This is a genomic window from Arthrobacter sp. 01N444, assembly GCF_056399305.1.
Genome location: NZ_JBFTRB010000018.1, coordinates 17,411 through 41,687 on the forward strand (window position 1 = coordinate 17,411; position 24,277 = coordinate 41,687).

Genomic DNA, 24,277 nt, shown 5'->3' on the forward strand with positions numbered 1-24,277 from the left:
GTTCATCCCTACTGTTCATCCCTACTGTTCATCCCTGCTGTTCATCCCTCCGGGGAGGTCAGCTGGAGTAGGCGCTGTTTTCGTGGACGTAGTCGTGGGTGAGGTCGTTGGTGAGGATCGTGGCCTCGGCCGTACCGGCCTGCAGGTCGATTTCGACCAGGACCTCGCGCGGTTCGAGGTCCACGAGGTTCCGGTCATCGCCTATGCTGCCGTTGCGGCAGATCTGCACACCGTTCATGGACACGTTCAGCCGGTCCGGTTCGAAGGCCGCGTCGGTGGTGCCGACGGCGGACAGCACGCGGCCCCAGTTGGGGTCCTTGCCGAAGATCGCGGTCTTGAACAGGTTGGAGCGGGCGACGGCGCGGCTGACGATTTCGGCGTCCCGCTCGCTCGCGGCGTTGAACGTCCGGATCGCGATGTCGTGGCTGGCGCCCTCGGCGTCGCCGATCAGTTTCCGGGCCAGCTCGGCGCAGACCTGGGTCAGGCCGGCGCCGAAGTCGGCGGCGGACGGCGCGGCACCGGAGGCGCCGGAGGCGAGCAGCACCACGGTGTCGTTGGTGGACATGCAGCCGTCCGAGTCCGCCCGGTCGAAGGTGAGCCGCGTGGCGTTGCGGAGTTCGGCGTCGAGCACGTCCGGCGGGACGTCGGCGTCCGTGGTGAGGACCACCAGCATGGTGGCCAGGCCCGGGGCCAGCATGCCGGCGCCCTTGGCCATGCCGCCGATGGTGAACTGCGTGCCGTCCGCGGCCGTGCCGGTGAAGACGGACTGCTTGGACACCGAATCCGTGGTCATGATCGCGGTGGCCGCCGCGGGGCCGCCGTCCGCGGCCAGGGCTGCGGTGGCGGAACCGATCCCGGCCAGGATTTTCTCCATGGGGAGCTGCTCGCCAATCAGTCCGGTGGAGCAGACCACGACGTCGGTGGCAGAGACGCCGAGGGCCTCGGCGGTCTTCTCCGCGGTGGTGTGCGTGTTCTGGAACCCCTGGGGCCCGGTGCAGGCGTTGGCGCCGCCGGAGTTGAGGATCACGGCATCCACGCGGCCGTCCTTGACCACTTCGCGGGACCAGTGGACGGGGGCCGCGGCGACGCGGTTGGACGTGAAGACCGCCGCGGCGGCCTTGGACGGGCCGTCGTTGACCACGAGGGCCACATCCGGCTTGCCGGAAGCCTTGAGCCCGGCCGTCACGCCGGCGGCGCGGAATCCCTGCGGTGCGGTGATGCTCACGGTGCGACTCCCTGGAGGTTGAGGCCGGCGGTTTCCGCCAGGCCGAGGGCTAGGTTCATGGACTGCACGGCCCCGCCGGCGGTCCCCTTGGTGAGGTTGTCGATGGCGCAGCACACGATCACGCGGCCGGTGTGCTCATCGAAGGCGAGCTGCATGACCGTGTGGTTAGATCCCTGGACCGATTTCGTGGAGGGCCACTGCCCCTCGGGGAGCAGGTGCACGAACGGTTCGTCGTCGTAGGCTTCGGCCCAGGCGGCACGCAGGTCTGCGGCAGTGACTCTGCGGCCTGGCTGCTGCCGCACCCTGGCGGTCGCCGTGGTGAGGATGCCGCGGCTCATCGGCGCCAGCGTGGGCGTGAAGGAGACGGTGACCGGGGCCCCCAGCGCTTTCGAGAGTCCCTGTTCGATCTCGGGGGTGTGCCGGTGTCCCCCGCCGACCCCGTAGGGGCTCATGGAGCCCATGACTTCGGCGCCGATCAGGTTGACCTTGGCAGCTTTGCCGGCCCCTGAGGTGCCGGAGGCGGAGACGATCACGACGTCGTCGCCCTCCAGCAACTGGTTGCTGAAGCCGGGAGTGAGGGCCAGCAGGGCCGAGGTCGGGTAGCAGCCGGGGACGGCGATCCGGGTGGCGTCGCGGAGGGCATCGCGCTGGCCGGGCAGTTCCGGGAGGCCGTAGGGCCAGGTTCCGGCGTGGGCCGACCCGTAGAACTTCTCCCAGGCCGCCGGGTCCTCGAGGCGGTGGTCCGCGCCGGCGTCGATGACCAGGGTCCCGGCGGGCAGCTGCGCCGCGATCTCCGCGGATGCCCCGTGCGGAAGCGCCAGGAAAACGACGTCGTGCCCGGCCAGGTTATCCACGGTGGTGTCTTCGAGAATCCGGTCCGTGAGGCCATGGAGATGCGGCTGCAATTCCCCTAGTCTGGAACCGGCGTTGCTGTGGGCCGTGATGGCGCCGATGGTGACGTCGGGATGACCGGCGAGGAGCCGCAGGACCTCGCCGCCGGCATAGCCGCTAGCCCCGGAAACGGCAACAGAAATAGTCATAAGCACGACTATACAGCAAGAGTATGCATAGATGCCGATATTTATGCATCGATGGGCGTGTGTCCAAAGCTCCCGAACGGCCCGCCGCGGAAACCCGGGGCGTATGCTTGGTAAAGGGTGATCCAGACCGTGCAGCTGCGAATGTCAGCTGCAGCGTTGCCCGTAACCGTGACGAGGCAAGCGCCCTATGACCGCCACTTCCACCCTTCCCGCCGAAACGCCGGCGCGGCCGCCATCGCGGGTCCGGCAGCCCAACGCCGTCGTCCTGAGCTACTCGGAACTCCTCAAGAGTGTGAAGACGGCCGGCCTCCTCGAACGGCGCGTCGGATTCTACATCACGGTGTTCGCCAGCCTGGTGCTCCTGATGGCCGCCACCTGGTTCGGGTTCGCGCTGATCGGTGACAGCTGGTTCCAGCTCCTGATCGCCGCCGCCCTGGGCATCATCTGCACGCAGTTGAGTTTCCTGGCCCACGAGGCCGGGCACCGGCAGATCTTCGCGTCCCGCCGTGCCAACGACTGGGCAGCACGCCTGCTCGCCACCTCCGTGGCCGGGATCAGCTACTCCTGGTGGGAGCAGAAGCACGGCGCGCACCACAACCACCCGAACGTCATCTCCAAGGACCCGGACATCGCGCCCGGCCCCATCGCCTTCCACCCCGAAGCCGTAGCCGACCGCCAGGGACGCCTCGCGTTCCTGACCCGCAAGCAGGGCTGGTTCTTCTTCCCGCTCCTGTTCCTGGTGGGCCTGGGACTGCAGATCGATTCCGTGAAATTCATCGTCCGCCGGGCCAAGGTCACGCACCGCTGGGTCGAAATCCCGATCCTCGCGGTCCGGCTCAGCCTCCTGCCGGTCCTCGCGTTCACCTTCCTGCCGCTGGGCATGGCGTTCGCCTTCATCGGCGTCCAACTGGCCGTGTTCGGCTTCTACATGGGCGCGTCCTTCGCGCCGAACCACAAGGGCATGCCGGTGCTGCCGGCCGACAGCCGGGTGGACTTCTTCAGCCGCCAGGTCCTGACGTCCCGGAACATCTCGGGCGGCCGCTTCATGGACATCCTGCTCGGCGGCCTCAACCGCCAGGCCGAACACCACCTCTTCCCGGACATGGCCCGCCCGCAGCTGCACCAGGCCGCCAAGATCGTCCGCGAGTACTGCGCCAGGCACCAGGTCCCGTACACGGAAACCACGCTGATGCAGTCGTACGCCATCATTGTCCGCTACCTCAACGACGTCGGACTCGCCGCCGGCCGCCACTTCGAATGCCCGATGGCAACGGTAACCCGCCGCTACTAAAGGACGGACCGCCGGCGGCCGCGCAGGACCTGCCACCTCCTGGCAACGTCGGCCCAAACATCACGTGACGGCTGGTTACGGAAGGCCCCTTCATGGTTACCCCCGGTGTCCCTAGGATGGACCCAGGGACCGGGACAGAATTCCCCGCCCGGAAAAGGAGCCACATGATGCACGCAATCGTCGCCCGCCAGGCCGGCGGCCCCGAGGTCCTCGAACTCGACAAGACAGCCCGGCCCGTTCCCGGGCCTGGCCAGCTGCTGGTCAAGGTCGCGGCCGCGGGCGTGAACTTCATTGACACCTACAAGCGCAGCGGCGTCTACAAGGTCAGCTACCCCTTCACGCCCGGCTCCGAGGCCGCGGGCACCGTGGAGGAGGTCGGCGACGCCGTCACCGGGTTTGCTCCCGGTGACCGGGTGGCCACGGCCGAGGGCGCTGACTGCTACGCCGGCTACGCACTTGTCGATGAGGACAAGGCCCTCCCGGTTCCCGACGGTCTGGATGATTTCACCGCCGCGGCGCTGCCGTTGCAGGGCGTGACGGCCCACTACCTGATCAACTCCACCTTCAAGGTCGAGTCCGGCCACACCGTGCTGCTTCACGCCGGCGCCGGCGGTGTGGGGCTCCTGATGATCCAGTTGCTCAAGGCCAGGGGCGCCAACGTCATCACCACCGTTTCGACTGACGCGAAAGAGCAGCTGGCCCGCGAAGCCGGCGCCGACCACGTGCTGCGCTACGACGGTTTGGCCGACCGGGTCCGGGATCTGACCAACGGCACGGGCGCGGATGTGGTGTACGACGGCGTCGGGAAAGACACTTTCGACGCCTCCCTGGCGTCCCTGCGCATCCGGGGCATGCTGGTGCTCTTCGGCGCAGCGTCCGGCCCGGTCCCGCCGTTCGACCCGCAGCGGCTCAACGCCGGCGGCTCGCTGTACCTCACGCGGCCCACTATGGGCCATTACCTGCGCGACGCCCGGGAACGCCGCTGGCGCTCCGACGAAGTCTTTGCCGCCGCTGCCGACGGCAGCCTCAAGGTCAGGATCGGCGCACGCTATCCTCTCGGCGAGGCAGCCCGTGCCCACGAGGACCTTGAACAGCGCCGCACCACCGGCAAAGTCATCCTCGTCCCCTAAGCTGCACGGTCCCCCAAGCCGTACGGCAACACCATCCGTTCATCTCCTGCAGGGACAATGCGCCAGTGACCGAGCAACGACTGACCCCCAGTGAAGCCCCCGACGCCGGTGCGGTGCAGAGTCTTCCCGCTCCCCGTCCCACCGTCCACGAGCCCCAGCTGCCGGGCGCCCTCTCCGCCCCGCCGGAGCGCACGCTGATAGACATCGTCCGGGATACTGCCGCCCGGTACCCGGACGCTTCGGCGCTCGACGACGGCCACCGTTCGCTCAGTTACGCCCAGCTCATGGACGAGGTCCGGGCCACCGCCCGGAAACTGCACCTCGCCGGGCTGGGTGCCGGCGACAAGATCGGCGTCCGGATCCCGTCGGGCACCAACGAACTCTACGTCTCGATCCTGGCGGTGCTGCTGGTCGGTGCGGCCTATGTCCCCGTAGACGCCGACGATCCCGACGAACGGGCCAAACTGGTCTTCGGGGAGGCGAGGGTGGCCGGCATCCTCCGCGCCGGCGGGAAGATTGTCACGGACAGCAACCGCCCCCGCCCGTTCCCCGCCGCGAGGCCGCCGGGCCCCGACGACGACGCGTGGGTCATTTTCACCTCCGGCTCCACCGGCACCCCCAAGGGCGTCGCGGTCCAGCACCGCTCGGCCGCCGCGTTCGTGGACGCCGAGGCCCGCATCTTCCTGCAGGCCGATCCGGTGGGCCCGCAGGACCGGGTGCTGGCCGGCCTGTCCGTTGCCTTCGATGCCTCCTGCGAGGAAATGTGGCTCGCGTGGCGCCACGGCGCCTGCCTGGTTCCGGCACCCCGGGCGCTGGTACGGACCGGGATGGACCTCGGCCCCTGGCTCATCAGCCACGGCATCACCGTGGTCTCCACTGTCCCCACACTGGCCGCTCTCTGGCCCGTGGAGTCGCTGGAAAGTGTCCGGCTGCTGATCTTCGGCGGGGAGGCGTGCCCGCCCGACCTTGCCGAACGGCTCGCCGTCGAAGGACGCGAAGTATGGAACACCTACGGGCCCACCGAGGCTACCGTGGTCGCGTGCGCCGCGCAGCTCGGCGCGCCCGGCCCCATCCGGATCGGCCTGCCGCTGGACGGCTGGGACCTCGCCGTCGTCGACGCCGATTCGCTGCCCGTCGCCGAAGGCGCGGTGGGCGAACTGATCATCGGCGGCGTCGGGCTGGCCCGGTACCTTGACCCGGTCAAGGACGCGGAAAAATATGCCCCCATGCCGTCCCTGGGCTGGCCGCGCGCCTACCGCTCCGGCGACCTCGTCAGGTACGAAGCAGAAGGCCTCATTTTCCAGGGCCGCGCCGATGAGCAGGTCAAGCTCGGCGGCCGCCGGATCGAGCTCGGCGAAATCGACGCCGCCCTGCAGTCCCTGCCGGATATCGCCGGCGCCGCCGCCGCCGTGCAGACCACCGCGGCCGGCAACCAGATCCTGGTCGGCTACCTTGCCGCCGTCGCGGGCCGGGACATCGACCTCGCGGCCGCCCGTGAACTGCTGGGCGAACGCCTGCCCGCGCCCCTCATTCCGCTGCTGACGCTCGTCGATTCGCTGCCGACCAAGACCAGCGGCAAAGTGGACCGCCACGCCCTGCCCTGGCCGCTCAGTGGAACCGGAGCGGCGGAGGCCGAAGGTGCCCCGCTGAACCTGCCGGAGGACGCGCAGTGGATCGTGGAGCAGTGGAGCGCCGTGCTGGGAAGCCCGGTCACCAGCCTCGATGCCGACTTCTTCGCCTACGGCGGCGGCTCGCTGGCCGCCGCGCAGCTCGTGTCCGCCCTCCGCGTCCGCTATCCCACCATCACGGTGGCCGATATCTACGCGACACCCCGGGTGGGCGCCCTGGTGGACGAGGCCCGGCAGTCGCTGCCGGAGGGTGGTGCCGTCGCCGCCCAGGAGCGCACCGTCCGGCCCACCGCGCGGAAGTCACAGGCCTTCCAGACGCTCCTGGGCGTTCCCTTGCACATCCTGGTCGGCATGCGCTGGCTGACCTACCTGATGGCAGCCAACAACCTGCTGGCCGCCGTCGCCGGATTCAGCGCCGCGCCAACGATCTCATGGTGGTGGGTGGGAGCTTCCTGGCTGGTCTTCGTCAGTCCCGCCGGGCGGATGCTGCTCTCCGTCGCCGCCGCCCGCATCCTGCTGCGCAACGTGGTGCCTGGCACCTATCCCCGGTCCGGGCGGGTGCACCTCCGGCTCTGGCTCGCGGAACAGATCCAGGACCTGGCCGGCGCCATCAGCCTCGCCAGCGCGCCCTGGGTGCCCTACTACGCGAAAGCGCTCGGGGCGAAGATCGGCGAGAACGTCCAGCTGCACTCGCTGCCGCCCGTCACCGGGATGCTGACCCTCGGCACAGGGTCCAATATCGAGCCCGAAGTCGATCTGTCCGGCTGGTGGATCGACGGCGACCGTGTCCACATCGGCGCCATCCGGATTGGCCCCGGCGCAAGCGTGGGGGCCCGCAGCACGCTGATGCCGGGAGCCACGGTGGGTGCCGGGGCGCAGGTGGAGCCGGGTTCCGCTGTGATCGGCAAAGTCAAGGCGGGACAGCTCGTGGCCGGGTCGCCGGCCGAGCGCCGTGGCAAGGCCCGGCACTCGTGGCCGGACTCCCCGGACGAGCACCGGCTGATGGGCCGGTTGTGGTTCGCCGGTTTCGCCGCCGCCTCCGCCATGCTGGCGCTCATCCCCTACGTCTCCGCCGCCGTCGCGGGCTTGGTGATCTTCGCGTTCATCCAGGGCAGCTCCTCACTGCCCGCGGCCCTGCCCGGCATAGCGCTCTCGATCCCGCTGGCGGCGCTGGCATGGTTCCTGACCAACCTGCTGCTGATCCTGGCCACGACGAGGCTCCTCAGCGTCGGCCTCGCTGAAGGCTACTACCGGGTCCGGAGCCGGATCGGGTGGCAGGTCTGGGCGACCGAGCGGGTACTGGATCTGGCCCGGGATCTGCTGTTCCCGATCTACGCCAGCCTCTTTACGCCGGTCTGGCTGCGGCTTCTCGGTGCGAAGGTCGGCCGCAACGTGGAGGCCTCGACAGTGCTGCTGATCCCGCGCATGACCACCGTGGGCGAGGGCGCGTTCCTGGCCGACGACACGATGGTGGCGTCCTACGAACTCGACGGCGGCTGGATGCACATAGCCCCGGCCAAGATCGGCAAGCGGTCTTTCCTGGGCAACTCGGGCATGACGGCGGCCGGGCGCAGCGTGCCCAAGAACTCCCTAGTGGCGGTCTTGTCCGCGACGCCGGCCAAGGCGAAGTCCGGCACCTCGTGGCTCGGCAGCCCGCCGGTGCGGCTGCGGCGCACCGCCATCGCCTCGGACGACACACGGACCTACCAGCCGCCCCGGAAGCTGAAGGTCGCGCGCGCCCTGTGGGAGCTGTGCCGGTTCGTCCCGGTCATGCTGACGGTCGTCATCGCCGTCGGTGTCATGCTCGCGTTCGACGCGATGGCGGCCCTGTTCAACTACGGAGTCGCCGCTCTCCTGAGCGGGGTGGTGATCCTGCTCGCCGGGGCCACGGCCGCGGGCAGCGCCGTCGTGGCCAAGTGGCTGCTGGTGGGCCGCATCCGCCCCGGCGAGCACCCGCTGTGGAGCTCCTTCATTTGGCGGAACGAGGTAGTGGACACGTTCATTGAGATGGTCAGCGCCCCGTGGTTCGCGCGCGCCGCCACGGGGACACCGGCTCTCGTGTGGTGGCTGCGGGCACTCGGCGCGAAAATCGGTGCCGGGACCTGGTGCGAAAGCTACTGGCTGCCGGAGGCGGACCTCGTCACCCTCGGCAGGAATTCGACCGTCAACCGCGGGTGCGTGGTCCAGACCCATCTGTTCCATGACCGTGTCATGAGCATCGACACTGTTACGCTCGATGACGGAGCCACCATGGGCCCGCACGGCGTCATCCTGCCGCAGGCCAGGATCGGCAGCGGCGGCACGGTGGGGCCGGCGTCCCTCGTCATGCGGGGCGAAACCGTCCCTGCCGGGACGTACTGGATGGGCAATCCGGTCAGCCCCTGGGACGGGCCGGCACCGCCCGCAGGGCCCCGTTAGGCCCGGCGCCTGCGCACGTCAACCAGCACCACAACCGAAGGTCCGTCCATTGAGCACCAGCGCACCAAGCAGCAGCGGCGCCGCCGCCCGCGGGGACATCAGCGGGGAAATCAGCCGCGAAATCAGCCGGGCCACGAGCCCGGAGGCCGGCGCCCCGGACCCCTATATGCCCGGCCACGGGACCAATGCCTACCGCGTCACCCGGTATGAACTCGATCTGGACTACCGGGTCAGCAGCAACCGCCTTGCCGGGCACGCCGTCCTGCACGCCATCACGCAGCTCCCGACGTCGGCGATCGTCCTGGACCTGGCCGGCTTGCGGGCCACGAAGATCCAGCTCAACGGGCGCAGGGTACGCCGGTTCACGCAGCGGGCCGAGCAGCTCGTTGTCTACCCCGACAACCCGCTGCTCGCCACCGAGGCCTTCACGCTGGACATCCGCTATGAGGGGTACCCCGCGCCGCGCCGCGGCGTGTGGGGCGAAGTGGGCTGGGAGGAGCTCTCCGATGGGGTGCTGGTCGCCGGGCAGCCCAACGGGGCAGCCTCCTGGTTTCCGTGCAATGACCACCCGCGGGACAAAGCGAGTTACCTCATCACCGTGACCACCGACGCGAACTACCGGGCCGTGTGCAACGGGGTGCTGCTCTCCCGCACCAGCAGGGCCAGCCGCGAGACCTGGGTCTTTGAGCAGGCCGAACCCATGGCCACCTACCTGGCCACGGTCCAGATCGGCCGCTACGGGCTCCTGACGCTCAATGCCGACCGGCCCTCAGGGCACGTTCCGCAGTATGTGGCCGTGCCGGCGTCGCTGCAGGCGGGCGCCCGGGCCGCCCTGGCCCGCCAGCCCGACATGATGCGGACCTTCACGAACTGCTTTGGGCCATACCCGTTCCCGGAGTACACGGTGGTGGTCACCGACGACGTCCTGGAAATCCCGCTGGAAGCGCAGACACTGTCCATCCTGGGGCCCAACCATCTGCGGCAGGACTGGGAATCACAGCGGATGATCGCCCACGAACTCGCCCACCAGTGGTTCGGGAACTCCCTGACTACTGCGACCTGGAAGGACATCTGGCTGCACGAGGGCTTTGCCTGCTACGCGGAATGGATCTGGTCTGAAGAGGCCGGCATCATGTCGGCGGCTGCCCGCGCGCGCGCCGCCTGGCGCAAGCTCGCCGCTGCCCCGCAGGACCTGATGGTGGGCGACCCCGGCCCCGAACTGATGTTTGACGACCGGGTCTACAAACGCGGCGCCCTGGCCCTGCACGCCCTGCGGGTACGCTGCGGCGACCTGGCGTTCTTCGCTCTGCTGCACGACTGGACGGACCGCTTCCGGCACGGCACCGTGACCACCGCCGACTTCATCGTCGCGGCCGCCCACACGACGGGCCTGGACGCAGAGGCCTTGTTGCACCCCTGGCTGTTCGCCGACGCCCTGCCGCCGCTCCCGCAGGCAACGCCGCCCAAGATCTGATCAGGGGCCGGAGCCCTGACTAGGGAAGGACCGCCAGGGCGACGGCTGCCACGAGGTCAGCGGGCAGGCCCGTCTCTGCCGGCGGCAGGTCCCGGAGCCCTGCGCGGCCGTTCACTGTTGGCGCCAGCACATCGAGGGTGTCCGGGGCCGTCTGCAGCCCGGTGCCCAGCATTTTGAGCCAGGCCTCCTTGCGCGCCCACAGGCGCGCCCTGCCCTGCAGCAGCGCGATGCCGCCCAACCCGGCGAGGTGCCGTTGTTCCGCCGGGGTCAACACGACGTCGTCGAACCCGTCGAAGTCCGCCCGGGCAGGATTCTCGACGTCGATGCCCAGGTGCTCGCCCGGGTCCGGGTCCACGACCCCGGCCAGAAGCGTCCAGCCGGCCGCACGGGACAGGCTCAGCAGCAGCGGCGCCGCCTGGCCCCGGAGCAGGTAGCCGGGCCGGCCGTGTGAGATGTCCGCGCCGGTGCCGCACCGAGGGCAGCTGTACCACGCGGTGAGGTCCGACGCCGGAACGCCGAGCAGGCCGGCGGCGAACCGGCGCTGCGCGAGCCGCCCGTGCAGGAAGTCCTCCCGGGTCCGCGGGGTCATGGCCCGGGCCCGGACGAGTTCGGCCCCGTCCAGCAGGGAGCGGGAGTCGCGTTCCAGCTCCGGTTCCGGGTAAAGGGCTGGTGCCGCGTCCACTGTCGCCCCCAGGTCCCTGGGAACACGGGGGTCGCCGGGAACGCGAAAGGGCGGGCAGGCACCCACAACAAGGTGTGATGCCATGACCCGCCCCTTTCAGAAACGTCTGCGCTGTGACCAGCGCAGTCCTCAGCGCTGCACCGCTCCGAATCGTTCGTGGGCGGCGGCCACGGCACCTTCACGGGCCTCCGAGGCCTCGTCCGCCGTCAGGGTGCGGTCGTCGGCGCGGAAGCGCAGGCTGAACGCCAGCGACTTCTTGCCTTCCTCGATGCCCTTGCCCGCGTAGACATCGAACAACGCGACGTCCTCGAGCAGTTCGCCGGCGCCTTCACGCAGCGCAGCCAGCACCTCCCCGGCCGGGACGTCCTGCGCCACCACCAGGGCCACGTCCTGCGTGGCCACCGGGTACGTCGAGATGTGCCGGGCCACGATCACGTCGGCGGCTGCCTCGAAGAGGGCGTCGGCGTTCAGTTCCAGTGCCACGGAACGGGCCGGCATGTCGTGCGCCGCCAGCAGCTTCGGGTGCAGCTCGCCGGCGTAGCCCACCACTTCGCCGGTGCGCAGTTCAAGCTGCGCCGCCCGGCCCGGGTGGAAGGCCTGATGCCGGCCCTGCGTGACCAGGAGCTCGACGCCGATCACGTCGCCGGCGATCCGGGCGATGTCCACCGCATCCGCCCAGTCCCAGGCCCGCGGGGCGTGGCCCGGGGCAGCGGGAGAGTCGTGCCCCGTGAGCACGGCGGCGAGGTGCAGCGGCTGGTCCGGGACGCCGTCGTACAGGGCATCGAGCACGTCGTCGCCGGGCTTGACGCCGAGCGGCGGAATCGCGGAGGTGCCAAGCTTCTCGCCCGGCAGGAACACGAGCCCGGCCTCGAAAAGGGCGAGGTCGCGGAAGCCGCGGGAGTGGTTGCGCTTGGCAACCTCGATCAGGCCCGGCAGGACGGAGGTCCGCAGGAAGCCGTGCTCCTCGCTGATCGGGTTGGCCAGCTTGAGGGCCTTGCGCTCCGCACCTTCGGCGGGGACGCCAAAGGTGTCATTGGCGGCCTTCGAGACGAACGGATACGCCAGCACCTCGGTGAGTCCGGCGTCGGCGAGGGCCTGGATCAGGCGGCGGCGCTGCTGCTGGACGCGGGTCAGGCCACGGCCCGGGGGCGCCACAGGCAGGGTCGCCGGGATCTTGTCGTAGCCAACCAGCCGGGCGATTTCCTCGGTGAGGTCGTCCTTGGTCTCGAGGTCCTGGCGCCAGCTCGGGGCGGTCACCGTGTAGCCGTTGCCGGTCTTGGCAACGACGGCGCCGAGGTCCTCGAGCGAGGTCAGGATCTGTTCCTCGGTGAAGTCGATCCCGATCCGGGCTGCCGCGTACTCTGCCGGCAGTTCGATGGTGACGGCGTCCGGCGCGGTCCCGACGTCGGTCCCGGCCTCGTCGGCCGTTCCGCCGGCGAGTTCGACCAGCAAGTCCACCACACGCTGGGCGGCCACGTCGGCCACCTGCCAGTCCACGCCGCGTTCGAAGCGCTTGGACGCCTCGGAGGGCAGCTTGTGCCGGCGCCGGGCACGGGCGATCGAGACCTCGTCGAAGTGCGCGGCCTCGACCAGGACGTTCGTGGTGGTGTCCGAGACTTCGGTGTGGGCACCGCCCATGACACCGGCGATTCCGATGGGCCCGGATTCGTCCGTGATCAGCAGATCCTCGACGTCGAGCGTGCGCTCCTTGTCGTCCAGGGTGGTGATCTTCTCCCCCGCAGTGGCCCGCCGGACCACGATGTCGCCGGCCAGCTTGTCCAGGTCATAGCAGTGGTTCGGCTGCCCGAGCTCGAGCATGACGTAGTTGGAGATGTCCACCGGCAGGGAGATGGACCGGATGCCGGCGAGCCGGAGACGGGAGGTCATCCACGGCGGGGTGGGCCGGGTGGCATCGACACCGCGCACGGTGCGTGCCACGAAACGGTCGCAGCCGGGCTTGCCGTAGATGGGGGCGTCGTCGTTGAGCTTGACGCCGTAGCCGCCGGAGAGCGACTGCGGAACCTGGACCTTGGAGACCGGGTCCGTGAACACGGTGCCGGTGGCGTGCGCGTATTCACGGGCCGCACCGCGGATGGAGAAGCAGTAGCTGCGGTCAGGGGTGACGTTGATTTCGGCGGCCTGGTCGTAGAGGCCGAGCAGTTCCATCGCGTCGGTGCCCAGTTCCGGGTCGAGGCCGATCCGGGACAGCACCAGGATGCCGTCGTGGTCCTCCCCGATGCCGAGTTCGCGGACGGAGGCGATCATGCCGGCAGAGAGGTGCCCGTAGGTCTTGCGCGCGGAGATCCGGAAGTCGCCCGGCAGCACGGCGCCTGGGAGGGTGACCACCACCTTGTCGCCTTCCACGAAGTTGTGGGCGCCGCAGATGATGCCCTGCACGCCGGAGGGATCGATGCCGGCGCCGGTCAGGGTCTGCTCACTGCCCTCGGGGACGACCCGGACCTGGCACCAGTTGATGGTCTTGCCGTTGGACTGGGGTTCCTTGACGATGCTGAGCACCTGGCCCACCACGATCGGACCCTGGACGGCGTCCGTGGGCCGGTGGACTGCTTCTTCTTCGAGCCCGACCTTGACGAGCTCGGCCATGACGTCTTCGGCCGTCGCTTCGGCCGGTACCTGCGCGAATTCGCGCAGCCATGAAAGTGGGATACGCACTGTTAGATCTCCATCCCGAAGTGCTCGCTGAAACGTACGTCGCCTTCAATCATGTCGCGCATGTCGCCAACCTCGTTGCGGAACATGAGGGTGCGTTCGATGCCCATGCCGAAGGCAAAGCCTGAATAGATGTCCGGGTCGATCCCGGCCGCGCGCAGGACGTTGGCGTTGACCATGCCGCAGCCGCCCCACTCGATCCAGCTGGGGCCGCCCTTGGCGCCCGGGTGCCAGATGTCCAGCTCCGCGGAGGGCTCGGTGAACGGGAAGTAGTTGGGCCGCAGCCGGATCTGGGCTTCCGCGCCGAACATCTGGCGTGCGAAGTGCTCCAGGGTGCCGCGGAGGTCCGCCATGCTCAGGTTCTTGTCGATGGCCAGGCCCTCGAACTGGTGGAACACGGGGGTGTGCGTCGCGTCGAGCTCGTCCGTGCGGAACACCTTGCCCGGGCACAGCACATAGATGGGCAGCTCCCGTTCCAGCATGGAGCGGACCTGCACCGGCGAGGTGTGCGTGCGCATGAGCAGGTGGGCCTCGGGCGGCTCCACGAAGAACGTGTCCTGCATGTCGCGGGCGGGGTGGTCCGGCTTGAAGTTCAGGGCATCGAAGTTAAACCATTCGGACTCGACCTCGGGCCCTTCGGCGATTTCCCAACCCATGCCGACAAAGATGTCCGCCACGCGGTCCTGCAGCGTGGACAGCGGGTGCCGTGCACCGGCCGTGCGCCGGCGCGGCGCTGCCGTGACATCCACGGTCTCTTCGACGAGGATCCGCGCGTCGTTCTCGGCCTCGAGCGCGACCGTGCGGTCCGCGAGCGCCTTGTTGACCCGTCCCCTCGAGGCGCCCATGAGCTTGCCGGCGGCGGCCTTCTGGTCCTTGGGCAGCGCGCCGATCTCACGGTTGGCGAGGCTCAGGGCGGACTTCTCGCCCGTGTGGGCGAGGCGCACGGCCTTGAGTTCATCGAGGGTCGCGGCGGCGGCGATGGCGGCAACGGCCTGGTCTACGGCGGCGGTAATGGCGGCTTCATCCAGAGGATTCGGGACGGCTGCGTCCGGCAAAGTTTCAGTCATCTACTGTTCTTAGCTACGAGTCGGATCATGCCAACAGCGTGCGCCGGGCACAGGGCACGGCGCAGGTTCTCGGCAAGGCTTGTGGTCACTGTCCCCAGTCTAGTAGACGGCCGTCGGCGGCATGGCACGGCCGCCCCGCACGTGACGCAGCGGTGCCGGCTGCACCTGGGCACGCCAACGCCGGGATTCCAAGGGCACGGGACATCCCGGCGGACCCCTGACTGCCGGGCACACCCCCGGTTACCATGGCCTCATGACGCCCGGACAACGGCGTCGCCAGATCGCCAACCTGCTCAACGGCTCCACCCTGCTGGGCCTGCTGCTGGCAGCCTGTGCGCGGACAACCGTCAGCTCCGGTCCGCGCGGATTGCTGATCGCGGGCCGCTACCGCTGGCGGTTGCCGTTTGCTGCGGCCTTCACCGTGGGCAACGTGATCCTCTTCCGCGCCGGACCGGAATCCGCCCGCGCCAATCCAGTGCTACTGGGCCACGAAGAGCGCCACAGCACCCAATACGCCTGGTGCCTCGGGCTGCCCTTCCTTCCGCTGTACTTCATAGCCGCCGGCTGGTCCCTCTGGCGCACGGGCAACCCGGGCAGCGCCAACATCTTCGAGCGCCATGCCGGCCTGGAAGCGGGCGGCTACCCCCGGCCCGGCCTGCCCGGACCCATCCCACGCACGCACCGCAGAATGGGCACCGCCCCCGAACGTTACGAGGCCTGACATGACAGACAGCCCCCGAAGCATCTCCGTTGCAGGAACCGGCAGCGCCGAGGCGGTGCCGGACCTGCTGACCGTGTCGATCGGCGTTGAATGCCGCCGCGAGACCGTGGCCGAGGCCTACGGCGAGGCCGGAACGCGGTCGGCCGCCATCACGTCGGAGCTCCGGCAGCACGGCGTGGACAGCGCGGACTTATCCACCTCGGGGCTGAACGTCCGGGCCGAGCTGAACTGGCAGGATGGCCAGGGCCAGACCGTGACCGGCTATCTGGCCTCCAGCACGCTCACCGTCAGGATCCGCGAGTTGTCCGCGTCCTCGCAGATCCTTGCCGCGGCGGTTGCTGCCGGCGGCGACGCCGTCCGGCTGAACGGGCTGACCCTCGGCTTCGCCGACCCCTCGGCCGTGGAAGCCCGGGCCCGGGAGGCCGCCTGGCAGGACGCCCGCACCACCGCCGAGCATTACGCCGCCCTCGCAGGAACCGGGCTTGGCAGGGTCCTGTCCCTCACTCAGCACACCGGCTTCCAGGCGCCGATCCCCGTGGCGAAGATGCAGCGGGAAGCGGCGGTAGCCTCACTCACTGTCGAGGCCGGCGAGTCGGGCGTCACCGCCACGATCGGCGTCGTCTGGGAACTGCTGGACTGATTGTCCAGTAATTGTTGGAGTAGTTGTCTCGCGTCGCCGACGGCGGCCGCCACCGCTTCGGGCGGCGGATGACCGGCTGGGCTAGTGGGTTGCGCCGGCAGCGAGCTTGAGATCCGCCGTCGTCGCCAGCGCAGTGCGCACGACGACGGCGAGCGCCGCCGCCATCTGGGCGGCCGGCAGCGAGGGGGCACTGCTTCCGGCCGGAAGCTGCGTGTCCTGGTAGGGGACGTGGACAAAGCCTCCCCTGGTGCCCGGGCGTAGCCGCAGGGCGTGCATGAGCGTGTAGAAGACGTGGTTGCAGACATAGGTCCCGGCACTTTGGGACACTTCGGCCGGGATCTGCTCTGCGGTCAACGCCGCGAGCGCCGCCTTGACGGGCAGCGACGTGAAATAGGCTGCCGGTCCGCCCGGGACTACGGGTTCGTCCACGGGCTGATTGCCGGCATTGTCCGGAATCCGGGCGTCGTCACAATTGATGGCCACCCGTTCCAGCGAGATGCGCGCCCTCCCGCCGGCCTGGCCGGCGCACAGCACAAGCTCCGGCGTGAAACGCTCGAGGGCCTCCGCCAGCACCTTGGCCGACTCGCCGAAGACGCATGGCAATTCCACCGCCTGGACATCCAGCCCTTCGGATTGGAGCAGCCGTGCCGCCGAACGGGCCGCTGCCCACGACGGATTGGCCGTATCGCCGCCAAATGGCTCGAACCCGGTCAGGAGAATCATCGCCCCAGCCTAACAACGCCCTTCCACTGCCCGGCAAGGCGCCACCCCCGCGGCACCCTTAACCCGGCCCCGTCCACACTTGGCCGCCAGGGCAGGTGTCGCTCCGGCCTCACGCGTCTGTCCGCGTCGGCAGGGTGAGGATTTCGGCCCCGTCGTTGGTGATGGCGATCGTGTGCTCACTGTGTGCAGTCCGGCAGCCGGTCGCACTTCGGAGCGTCCACCCGTCGGCGTCGGTGATGAGTTCAGCGGTGTCGGCCATGACCCATGGCTCCAGGGCGAGCAGCAGCCCGGGGCGCAGCTTGTAGCCACGGCCTGGCCGTCCGGTGTTGGGAATGTGCGGGTCCTGGTGCATGGTCGATCCGATGCCATGGCCCCCGAACTCGGTGTTGATCGGGTACCCCGCCTCGCCAAGGACTGAGCCGATGGCATGGGAGATGTCGCCGATCCTGGCTCCGGGCCGGGCAGCGGCTATCCCTGCGCTCAACGCGCGCTCGGTCGCGCTGATCATCGCGACGCCTTCCGGGGGCTTTGAGCCGCCCACGATGAAGCTGATGGCGGAGTCTGCTGCGACTCCCCGCTTGGAGACGGCGAGGTCGAGTGTCAGCAGGTCGCCATCGGCCAGCGTGTAGTCGCGTGGGAGTCCGTGGAGCACGGCGTCGTTGACGGCCGTGCAGATGTAGTGTCCGAACGGCCCGCGGCCGAAGGACGGCTCGTAGTCGACGTAACAGGACTGCGCACCAGCCTCGGCGATCATGGCCTGCGCCCATCGGTCGAGGTCCAGGAGGTTCGCGCCGACCGTGCTGCGGTTCTTCAGCGTCTGCAGGATGTCAGCGACAAGGGCGCCTGCTTCTTTGGCCCGGGCAAGTTCGGTGGGATTCAGGATCTCGATCATGCGGCGCCTTTCTCACGCGTCCAATAACTATACCGGTCATATTATCCCGGTATAATCGAAGCCATGGTCAGGTTGCCCCTCACATTCGCAGAGATCGAGCGCGGACAGCGCCTCGGCGCCCTGTTGCGCCGCGCCAGGGGGGGACGCTCGATGCTCGACATCGCGCTCGATGCACGCGTCTCACCGGAAACCCTCCGGAAGATCGAGACGGGCCGCGTAGCGACCCCCGCCTTCCCGACCATCGCCGCTATCGCCGGCGTCCTCGGACTCTCCCTCGATGCGGTGTGGGCCGAGGTCACCCAGACCAAACGCGCCACTGAACCAACCGGCCCTGATCACAACGCCCGTGAGCGGCTGGCTTCGTAAGCCTCGATCCCGCAGCTGCGCAGGCCGCCCCATGCTGCAACCGGCCGCCGCCTCGCCCGTCAGCATCCTTGACATTCAGTCGAACATATATTCGAATGTAGGCATGAGATGGGACGCACAAGCACTTGAGCGCGGCGATTCCCCGGCCGCCGCTTCGCCCACGGCTGCCCTGCTGCCCCTGGCCGGACTCGTGCGGACGGTTTCCACCCCGGAGTTTGCCGGGATCACCTTCCATGAGGTCACCGCCAAATCGGTGCTCAACAAGGTGGTCGCCGGTTCGCGGATGCCGTTCGACTGGACCGTCAACCCCTACCGCGGCTGCAGCCACGCCTGCGTCTACTGCTTCGCGCGCAAGAGCCACACCTATCTGGACTTCGACGCCGGACTGGACTTCGACAGCCAGGTGGTGGTCAAGATCAACGCCGCCGAGATCCTGCGCAAGGAGCTGGCCAAGCCCTCCTGGCGGCACGAGCACGTGGCCCTCGGCACCAACACTGACCCGTACCAGCGCGCCGAGGGCCGCTACCAGCTCATGCCCGGCATCATCGGTGCCCTCGCCGATTCCGGCACTCCCCTGTCCATCCTCACCAAGGGCACGCTCCTTGCCCGGGACATCCCGCTGCTGAAGCATGCCGCGGCCCAGGTGCCGGTGGGCGTGGGCATCTCGCTGGCCATGACCAACGAGCAGCTGTCGGAAGCCGTGGAACCGGGCACGCCTGGGCCACGTGCCCGGCTGAAGCTCATCTCCCGTCTGCGGGAAGCGGGCCTGCCCTGCGGCGTCATGGCCATGCCCATCCTGCCGTGGCTCTCCGACAGCGACGACGCCCTCGACTCCCTCTTCGGGGCCCTCGCGGCGGCCGGTGCCACAGGGGTCACGGCCGGTGCGCTGTACCTGAAGCCGGGCACCCGTGAATGGTTCATGCAGTGGATCGCCCGGGAACATCCGCACCTGGCGGGAAAGTACCGCCGCCTGTACGGCAGCGGGTCGTACGCATCCAAGGAATACCGCGCCTGGCTGGCAGGGCGGGTCCGGTATTTCAAGGACCTGCACGGCTTCTCCGGCTCGCAGGGCTTCAGCCACCGGGACCTGGACGGGGGCAGCGACCATGACAACGCCCGGGAGGAAGAAGCCCAGTACCCGGCCGGGAGCATCCCGGACACCGCGGGGCACGCAAACCCACGCCACGCCGGCGCCATCCGTTCCGGCACGGCCCGTTCCGACGCCGCCCAGCCCACACTGTTTTGAAGCCAGCTCCACCTCAAGCACACAGAGCCATGTGCTCCCCTGCGCAGTCAGCCGGAGCGGAAAATGCCCTGAGCCGCCGGGCGCAGGATGCCTAGAGCGCCTTGACTGCGCCGAGCACCCTGGCCAGCGAATCCTTGGCGTCCCCGAAAAGGAGCGTCGTCTTGGGATCGTGCAGGAGCTCATTCTCGATGCCGGCAAACCCCGGGCGCATAGACCGCTTCAGGAACACGACCTGTTGGGCCTGCACCACTTCCAGGATCGGCATCCCGTAAATCGGCGAACCCGGCGAGGACTTGGCCGCCGGGTTGACGACGTCATTGGCCCCGACTACCAGAACGATGTCCGTGGTCGCGAATTCGGGATTGACTTCCGCGAGCTCCCGCAGTGACTCGTACGGCACGTTGGCCTCTGCCAGCAGCACGTTCATGTGGCCGGGCATGCGTCCCGCCACGGGATGGATGGCGAACACGACGTCCACTCCGCGGGCGCCCAGTGCCGTGGCAAGCTCCGCCACAGTGTGCTGGCCCTGGGCCACGGCGAGCCCATAACCGGGAACGATCACCACCCGCTGGGCGTAGCCGAGCTGGACGGCAATGTCCTCCGGGGACGAGGAACGCACTGGCCGGTCGCTCAGGGCGGTCGAACCCGCCGTCGAGCCGCCCTTGAACGCCCCGAACATGATTCCGCCGACTCCGCGCCCCATGGCCGAGGCCATGACCTTGGTCAGGATGGTGCCGCTCGCGCCCACGAGCGTCCCGGCGACCAGCAGCAGGACATTGCCCAGGACCACGCCGGACGCTGCCACCGCCAGCCCCGTGAAGGCATTCAGCAGGGAGATCACGATCGGCACGTCCGCCCCGCCCACGGGCAGCACCAGGAGCAGCCCTGCGGCGAGGCCCAGGCCCAGCAATGCGAGCGACCAGCCCAGCGACCCGGTCAGGACCACCAGAGCTCCTGAGATGACCGCCCCCAGCAGGACGGCCCCCATCACCCAGGGCATCCCGGGAAACAGCAGCGGACGGGTGCTGATGAGCTCCTGCAGCTTGCCCACGGTCACTGCGGAGCCGGCGAAGGATACGGCGCCCACCAGCATGGTGAAGACCACGGCCAGGCGGACCCAGGGATCTTCCTGGTGGCCAAGTTCCAGTACGGCGACGAGCGCCGCGGCCCCGCCCCCGACGCCGTTGAAGAGCGCCACGAGTTGGGGCATCTGGGTCATCTGCACCCGGCGCGCCACGGGGAAGGCAATCGCGGAGCCCACGGCGATGGCCGCGAGGATGAGTGGAACATTTTCCAGCCGCGCGGAGAGGAAGACGGTGACGACGGCGAGCAGCGCCCCGGCCGCGCCGATGGCGTTGCCGCGGCGGGCAGTTCGTGGCGAGCTGAGGCCCTTGAGTGCCAGGATGAAGCAGACGGCGGCCACAAGGTAGAGCAGGGCTGTCCATTCGGGGCTCAGGAGGCTCATTTGGACTCCCCCGCCGCGTCGGCGGAGCTCCCCTCACCGGGGTGTCCTTCGCCCGCGGTTCCGCCAGCCTTGGCGGCGCCGCTTGGGGCGGGGATGCGTGTCCGTTTGTGGGCGCTGAACATCTCCAGCATCCGGTCCGTGACCACAAAGCCGCCCACCAGGTTGACGGTGGCCAGGACGACGGCCAGGAGCGCGACGCCGAGGACCCACGGGTCACTGGCCTGTCCGGCGACGATGATGGCGCCGACCAGGATGATGCCGTGGATGGCGTTGGCGCCGGACATGAGCGGTGTGTGCAGTTTGCTGGTGACCTTGGAGACGACTTCGAAGCCAACGAACACCGCGAGCACCACCACGGTCAGCAACGCGACGGGGCCCATCACGCCTCCCTTTCCAATGCTTCCGCGGTGGGGGCGTGCCGCACCGTGCCGCCGTGGGTCAGGCACGTTCCGGCGACCACATCGTCGTCGAAGTCCGGGGCCACCGAGCCGCAGTCGGTCATGAGCGCGAGGAAGTTGCTGACGTTCCGGGCGAAAAGCCGGGACGCGTCCGAGGGCATGGCGGATGCCGCGTCCTGCAAACCCACGAGCGTGACCGATCCGCCGTCGACCGGCACCTGCACGTCCTGACCGGCGATCACGCCTTCGACGTTGCCTCCGGACTCCGCGGCGAGGTCGACGACGACAGACCCTGCCCGCATGCCGGCCACCATGGCGGTGGTCACCAGCAAGGGAGCGGCCCGGCCGGGGATGGCCGCCGTCGTGATCAGGACGTCCGCCGCCGCGACATGCGGGGCCAGGAGGCTGCGCTGGCGTTGCGCCCGGTCCTCACCGAGGGCACGGGCGTAGCCTCCGGTTCCGTCTGCCGCCGCATCGATGTCCAGGTTGATGAACGTGCCGCCCATCGAGGCGACTTCCTCGGCGGAGGCGGCCCGGATGTCGTTGGCCGAGACCCGGGCGCCGAGCCGCTTTGCCGTGCCGATCGCCTGCAGCCCGGCGACGCCGGCCCCAAGGACGAGCACCCTCGCCGGCGGGATGGTACCGGCGGCGGTCATGTAGAGCGGGAAGAACCGCGGGTAGCGGACGGCGGCTTCCAGCACGGCGCGGTAGCCCGTGACCAGGGACTGGGAGCTGAGCGCATCCATGGACTGCGCCCGGGAGATCCGCGGAAGCAGCTCCAGGGCGAACGAGGTGATCCCGGCAGCGGCGAGTGTCCGGACGGTCGGCAGCTCCGAGGACGGCGATGCCAGCCCGATGGTGACGGTGCCGGGCCGCAGCCGGGCCGCGGCCTCCGGGGTGAGCGGGCGGACATGCAGCAGGACGTCCAGGGCCTCCAACGGGAGCTCGGAGATGACCGTCGCGCCGGCCTCCTTGAAGGCGGCGTCGGCGAAGCCTGCTTCGGTGCCGGCACCGCTCTCGACCAGGAGATGGAGCCCGAGCGCCGTCAGCTGCCGGGCCGTCTCCGGTGTGGCCGCGACGCGGCGTTCTCCGGCTCGCTGCTCTCGTCCGACACCGACCTGCACGGGCCACTCCTCTCGGTTGGGATCAGAGTAGGCACATGCCTGACCGTTTGGCGAGAGGCGGGCTCCCGAAGCGCGGCGGCGAGTCCGGTCAGCGGCCCAGGCCCGCTTCCACTCCGCGCGACCCGGTGGCCTGCACAGCCGCCAGGAGGGCCTCGACGATGGGGAGGTCCGCCGGGATCCACGGCAGGTCCAGGACCCCTGCCGGATTGCGGAGGTCGAGCCAGCGCAATTCGTCATGGTCCTCCAGCGGCCGGGGTTCTCCCTGCACGAGCTCCGCGAACCAGACCCTCATCGCCGCCTTCGCGTTGAGCGGCCAGCCCGCGGCGGTTTCCGCGGGCAGCTCCGCCCCGAGCCGCACCAGCACGCCCAGTTCTTCCCGGAGCTCGCGGTGCAGGGCGTCCTCGGCGGCCTCGCCTGGTTCGACTTTTCCGCCCGGGAACTCCCACATTCCGGCAAACTGCGGCGGCGCTGTGCGCCGGGCCACAAGGAGCATGCCCGGGTCGGCCAGGGAGTCCACTACTGCGCCGCCAACGACGCCTATGAGTCCAGTCACGCCCTCAAGTCTAAGGCGGGCGCAGGGTCCGGCGCCCGGAGGCCGGGGCGGGGCCGGGGCCGGTAGGGGACAATGGTGGAGGCGGCCGCCACGATACCTTCCGGAATATTCGGCGTCCCCTCCCGGTTCTTAAAAGCATATTTATCTGTCCGATCCATCCGGCCTCTCCCGGAAAATCTCTCCGAAAAGACGAATGACAACCACCACACACGCCCCGGCGCCGACCAAGTCCGGCACCCGTCACGTTGCCTTGGCAATCATTGCCCTCGCGATGGGCGGCTTTGGCATCGGCACCACGGAATTCACCATGATGGGCCTGCTCAAGGAGATCGAACAGGGCCTGAACATCAGCACGCCCGAGGCAGGTCACCTGATTTCGGCCTACGCCCTCGGCGTCGTGATTGGCGCGCCGGTGCTGGCCGCGGTCGGGGCCAAACTCCCGCGGAAGTATCTGGCCCTCGGGCTCATGCTTTTCTTCAGCATCGCCAACCTCAGTTCCTTCCTCGCCCCGGACTACGGCTCCATGCTGGTGTCCCGGTTCGCCGCGGGACTCCCCCACGGCGCCTTCTTCGGGGTTGCGGCCGTGATTGCCGCCTCCCTGGTGGCGCCGACCAAGCGGGGCTGGGCCATTTCGATGGTCATGGCCGGGCTGACGGTGTCCAACGTCATTGGCGTCCCCTTCGCCACCTGGCTGGGCCAGAGCTACGGGTGGCGGCTGCTGTTCCTGCTGGTGGGCCTGATCGGCATCATTACGCTGTTCATGCTGTGGAAGTTCGTCCCGTTTCAGAAACCGCACGCCGATGCCAGCTTCCGCAGGGAGCTCGGCGCGCTCAAGCGGCTGCAGGTGTGGCTTGCCATCCTGGTCGGCATCGTCGGCTTCGGCGGGTTCTTCGCGACCTACACCTACATTTCGCACACCATGACCTCCGTCGCCGGCCTCCCGGCGGCCTGGCTGCCGCTGGTCGTGGCCCTGTACGGCGTGGGCATGGTGGTGGGCAACATCGTTGGCGGCCGGATCGCCGACAAGTCCGTCATGGGCACGATTTACTGGGTCCTGCCCGGCACGGCGGTGGCACTCGTGGTTTATGCCGTGGGCGTCCACTGGGCCTGGTCCGCGCTGGTCATGGTGTTCGTCGTTGGCGCCGCCGGGTCCATGCTCGTTCCCGCCCTGCAGACCAGGCTGCTCGATGCGTCCCCTGATGCACCGTCGCTGGCCTCCTCGCTGAACCATGCTGCGCTCAACGTCGCCAACGCGCTCGGTGCCTTCCTGGGCGGCCTGGTGATCGCCTGGGGCTGGGGCTACGTCGCCCCCGCGCTCGTGGGCGCCGTCCTGGCCGTGCTGGGTCTCGGGGTCGCCGCCTTCAGCGGCGCAGTGGAACGCCGGCGGCCGCTGGCCTCCTAGCCACCCCGCCACCCGCCAGAACAGCTGCGGCCGAACAGGCGCGGCCGCGGTACCCCGCCAACGGCAGAGGAAGAGGCCGCGGCAGCAGGGTGCAGATGCTGTAAATAGAACAGCAGTCCTGT

The 24,277-nt window shown here is 69.3% G+C and carries 20 protein-coding genes; 9 read left to right on the top strand and 11 right to left on the bottom strand.

Annotated elements, in window-relative coordinates; genetic code table 11:
• Positions 1-58: 58 nt before the first annotated feature.
• Positions 59-1,225, bottom strand: coding sequence for a bifunctional glutamate N-acetyltransferase/amino-acid acetyltransferase ArgJ (gene argJ / locus AC1DKN_RS17180; RefSeq protein ID WP_476872001.1), 1,167 nt, complete (start codon positions 1,223-1,225; stop codon positions 59-61).
• Complete coding sequence (gene argC / locus AC1DKN_RS17185) at positions 1,222-2,265, bottom strand: N-acetyl-gamma-glutamyl-phosphate reductase (protein WP_476872002.1); 1,044 nt, start codon at positions 2,263-2,265, stop codon at positions 1,222-1,224. The genes argJ and argC overlap by 4 nt, the downstream gene beginning before the upstream one ends.
• A 187-nt stretch (positions 2,266-2,452) precedes the next feature.
• On the opposite strand from argC, the gene AC1DKN_RS17190 reads away from it, so the two are divergent.
• From AC1DKN_RS17190 to AC1DKN_RS17205, 4 genes are all read left to right on the top strand, one after another.
• Positions 2,453-3,556 carry a fatty acid desaturase family protein gene (locus tag AC1DKN_RS17190; RefSeq protein WP_476872003.1) on the top strand — a complete coding sequence of 368 codons (1,104 nt, stop codon included), beginning with the start codon at positions 2,453-2,455 and terminating at the stop codon, positions 3,554-3,556.
• A 164-nt stretch (positions 3,557-3,720) separates the two neighbouring features.
• A complete protein-coding gene (locus AC1DKN_RS17195; RefSeq protein ID WP_476849474.1) occupies positions 3,721-4,686 on the top strand; it encodes a quinone oxidoreductase family protein in 966 nt (321 codons plus the stop codon).
• A gap of 113 nt (positions 4,687-4,799) precedes the next feature.
• Positions 4,800-8,732, top strand: a complete 3,933-nt coding sequence (locus tag AC1DKN_RS17200) for a Pls/PosA family non-ribosomal peptide synthetase (protein ID WP_476872032.1) — start codon at positions 4,800-4,802, stop codon at positions 8,730-8,732.
• Between the two features lie 49 nt (positions 8,733-8,781).
• Positions 8,782-10,206, top strand: coding sequence for a M1 family metallopeptidase (locus tag AC1DKN_RS17205; RefSeq protein WP_476872004.1), 1,425 nt, complete (start codon positions 8,782-8,784; stop codon positions 10,204-10,206).
• A gap of 19 nt (positions 10,207-10,225) precedes the next feature.
• Here the strand turns inward: AC1DKN_RS17205 and AC1DKN_RS17210 are convergent, their stop codons facing one another.
• Genes AC1DKN_RS17210 through pheS form a run of 3 tightly spaced genes read right to left on the bottom strand, consistent with a single transcriptional unit; the run spans position 10,226 to position 14,625 of the window.
• Complete coding sequence (locus AC1DKN_RS17210; RefSeq protein ID WP_476872005.1) at positions 10,226-10,972, bottom strand: 4'-phosphopantetheinyl transferase family protein; 747 nt, start codon at positions 10,970-10,972, stop codon at positions 10,226-10,228.
• A gap of 45 nt (positions 10,973-11,017) precedes the next feature.
• On the bottom strand, positions 11,018-13,561 hold the full coding sequence (gene pheT / locus AC1DKN_RS17215) for a phenylalanine--tRNA ligase subunit beta (protein ID WP_476856413.1): 2,544 nt from the start codon (positions 13,559-13,561) through the stop codon (positions 11,018-11,020).
• Positions 13,562-13,563: 2 nt separating this feature from the next.
• Entirely contained in the window at positions 13,564-14,625 is a 1,062-nt protein-coding gene (gene pheS / locus AC1DKN_RS17220; protein ID WP_028277258.1) for a phenylalanine--tRNA ligase subunit alpha, read from the bottom strand.
• Positions 14,626-14,878: 253 nt separating this feature from the next.
• Here pheS and AC1DKN_RS17225 point away from each other — a divergent pair, with 253 nt between their 5' ends.
• Both AC1DKN_RS17225 and AC1DKN_RS17230 read left to right on the top strand, forming a co-directional pair.
• Positions 14,879-15,346: a hypothetical protein gene (locus AC1DKN_RS17225; protein ID WP_476872006.1), complete on the top strand. Its 468-nt coding sequence runs from the start codon at positions 14,879-14,881 to the stop codon at positions 15,344-15,346.
• A 1-nt stretch (position 15,347) separates the two neighbouring features.
• The gene (locus AC1DKN_RS17230; protein ID WP_476872007.1) at positions 15,348-15,986 is read left to right on the top strand and encodes an SIMPL domain-containing protein; all 639 of its coding nucleotides are present in this window, start codon (positions 15,348-15,350) and stop codon (positions 15,984-15,986) included.
• 81 nt (positions 15,987-16,067) lie between these two features.
• Here AC1DKN_RS17230 and pcp read toward each other — a convergent pair whose 3' ends face one another.
• Positions 16,068-16,709 carry a pyroglutamyl-peptidase I gene (gene pcp / locus AC1DKN_RS17235; RefSeq protein WP_476859027.1) on the bottom strand — a complete coding sequence of 214 codons (642 nt, stop codon included), beginning with the start codon at positions 16,707-16,709 and terminating at the stop codon, positions 16,068-16,070.
• Between the two features lie 109 nt (positions 16,710-16,818).
• Positions 16,819-17,601 carry a type I methionyl aminopeptidase gene (map, locus tag AC1DKN_RS17240; protein WP_476872008.1) on the bottom strand — a complete coding sequence of 261 codons (783 nt, stop codon included), beginning with the start codon at positions 17,599-17,601 and terminating at the stop codon, positions 16,819-16,821.
• A gap of 63 nt (positions 17,602-17,664) precedes the next feature.
• Here map and AC1DKN_RS17245 point away from each other — a divergent pair, with 63 nt between their 5' ends.
• Together AC1DKN_RS17245 and AC1DKN_RS17250 are read left to right on the top strand one after the other, a co-directional pair.
• Positions 17,665-17,967 (top strand): helix-turn-helix domain-containing protein, encoded by a 303-nt coding sequence (locus AC1DKN_RS17245; protein WP_476872009.1) that lies wholly within the window; start codon positions 17,665-17,667, stop codon positions 17,965-17,967.
• A 103-nt stretch (positions 17,968-18,070) separates the two neighbouring features.
• The gene (locus AC1DKN_RS17250; protein ID WP_476872010.1) at positions 18,071-19,213 is read left to right on the top strand and encodes an Rv2578c family radical SAM protein; all 1,143 of its coding nucleotides are present in this window, start codon (positions 18,071-18,073) and stop codon (positions 19,211-19,213) included.
• Positions 19,214-19,304: 91 nt separating this feature from the next.
• Here AC1DKN_RS17250 and AC1DKN_RS17255 read toward each other — a convergent pair whose 3' ends face one another.
• The 4 genes from AC1DKN_RS17255 to AC1DKN_RS17270 form a co-directional block, all read right to left on the bottom strand.
• The gene (locus AC1DKN_RS17255; protein ID WP_223917215.1) at positions 19,305-20,678 is read right to left on the bottom strand and encodes an NAD(P)(+) transhydrogenase (Re/Si-specific) subunit beta; all 1,374 of its coding nucleotides are present in this window, start codon (positions 20,676-20,678) and stop codon (positions 19,305-19,307) included.
• Positions 20,675-21,058: an NAD(P) transhydrogenase subunit alpha part 2 gene (locus AC1DKN_RS17260; protein ID WP_476856516.1), complete on the bottom strand. Its 384-nt coding sequence runs from the start codon at positions 21,056-21,058 to the stop codon at positions 20,675-20,677. The genes AC1DKN_RS17255 and AC1DKN_RS17260 overlap by 4 nt, the downstream gene beginning before the upstream one ends.
• The gene (locus tag AC1DKN_RS17265) at positions 21,058-22,200 is read right to left on the bottom strand and encodes a Re/Si-specific NAD(P)(+) transhydrogenase subunit alpha (RefSeq protein WP_476872011.1); all 1,143 of its coding nucleotides are present in this window, start codon (positions 22,198-22,200) and stop codon (positions 21,058-21,060) included. The genes AC1DKN_RS17260 and AC1DKN_RS17265 overlap by 1 nt, the downstream gene beginning before the upstream one ends.
• A gap of 88 nt (positions 22,201-22,288) precedes the next feature.
• The gene (locus AC1DKN_RS17270; RefSeq protein WP_476872012.1) at positions 22,289-22,753 is read right to left on the bottom strand and encodes a (deoxy)nucleoside triphosphate pyrophosphohydrolase; all 465 of its coding nucleotides are present in this window, start codon (positions 22,751-22,753) and stop codon (positions 22,289-22,291) included.
• A 193-nt stretch (positions 22,754-22,946) separates the two neighbouring features.
• Here AC1DKN_RS17270 and AC1DKN_RS17275 point away from each other — a divergent pair, with 193 nt between their 5' ends.
• Positions 22,947-24,155, top strand: coding sequence for an MFS transporter (locus AC1DKN_RS17275; protein WP_223917209.1), 1,209 nt, complete (start codon positions 22,947-22,949; stop codon positions 24,153-24,155).
• The last annotated feature ends 122 nt before the right edge of the window (positions 24,156-24,277 follow it).

What these genes read in the sequence shown, in the direction of transcription:
- pcp (WP_476859027.1), bottom strand. Translation starts at nt 16,709, where the DNA reads ATGATTCTCCTGACCGGGTTCGAGCCATTTGGCGGCGATACGGCCAAT.
- AC1DKN_RS17225 (WP_476872006.1), top strand. Translation starts at nt 14,879, where the DNA reads ATGACGCCCGGACAACGGCGTCGCCAGATCGCCAACCTGCTCAACGGC.
- AC1DKN_RS17260 (WP_476856516.1), bottom strand. Translation starts at nt 21,058, where the DNA reads ATGGGCCCCGTCGCGTTGCTGACCGTGGTGGTGCTCGCGGTGTTCGTT.
- AC1DKN_RS17190 (WP_476872003.1), top strand. Translation starts at nt 2,453, where the DNA reads ATGACCGCCACTTCCACCCTTCCCGCCGAAACGCCGGCGCGGCCGCCA.
- AC1DKN_RS17230 (WP_476872007.1), top strand. Translation starts at nt 15,348, where the DNA reads ATGACAGACAGCCCCCGAAGCATCTCCGTTGCAGGAACCGGCAGCGCC.
- AC1DKN_RS17245 (WP_476872009.1), top strand. Translation starts at nt 17,665, where the DNA reads ATGGTCAGGTTGCCCCTCACATTCGCAGAGATCGAGCGCGGACAGCGC.
- argC (WP_476872002.1), bottom strand. Translation starts at nt 2,265, where the DNA reads ATGACTATTTCTGTTGCCGTTTCCGGGGCTAGCGGCTATGCCGGCGGC.
- AC1DKN_RS17195 (WP_476849474.1), top strand. Translation starts at nt 3,721, where the DNA reads ATGATGCACGCAATCGTCGCCCGCCAGGCCGGCGGCCCCGAGGTCCTC.
- AC1DKN_RS17250 (WP_476872010.1), top strand. Translation starts at nt 18,071, where the DNA reads ATGAGATGGGACGCACAAGCACTTGAGCGCGGCGATTCCCCGGCCGCC.
- AC1DKN_RS17210 (WP_476872005.1), bottom strand. Translation starts at nt 10,972, where the DNA reads ATGGCATCACACCTTGTTGTGGGTGCCTGCCCGCCCTTTCGCGTTCCC.
- pheS (WP_028277258.1), bottom strand. Translation starts at nt 14,625, where the DNA reads ATGACTGAAACTTTGCCGGACGCAGCCGTCCCGAATCCTCTGGATGAA.
- AC1DKN_RS17255 (WP_223917215.1), bottom strand. Translation starts at nt 20,678, where the DNA reads ATGAGCCTCCTGAGCCCCGAATGGACAGCCCTGCTCTACCTTGTGGCC.
- AC1DKN_RS17275 (WP_223917209.1), top strand. Translation starts at nt 22,947, where the DNA reads ATGACAACCACCACACACGCCCCGGCGCCGACCAAGTCCGGCACCCGT.
- map (WP_476872008.1), bottom strand. Translation starts at nt 17,601, where the DNA reads ATGATCGAGATCCTGAATCCCACCGAACTTGCCCGGGCCAAAGAAGCA.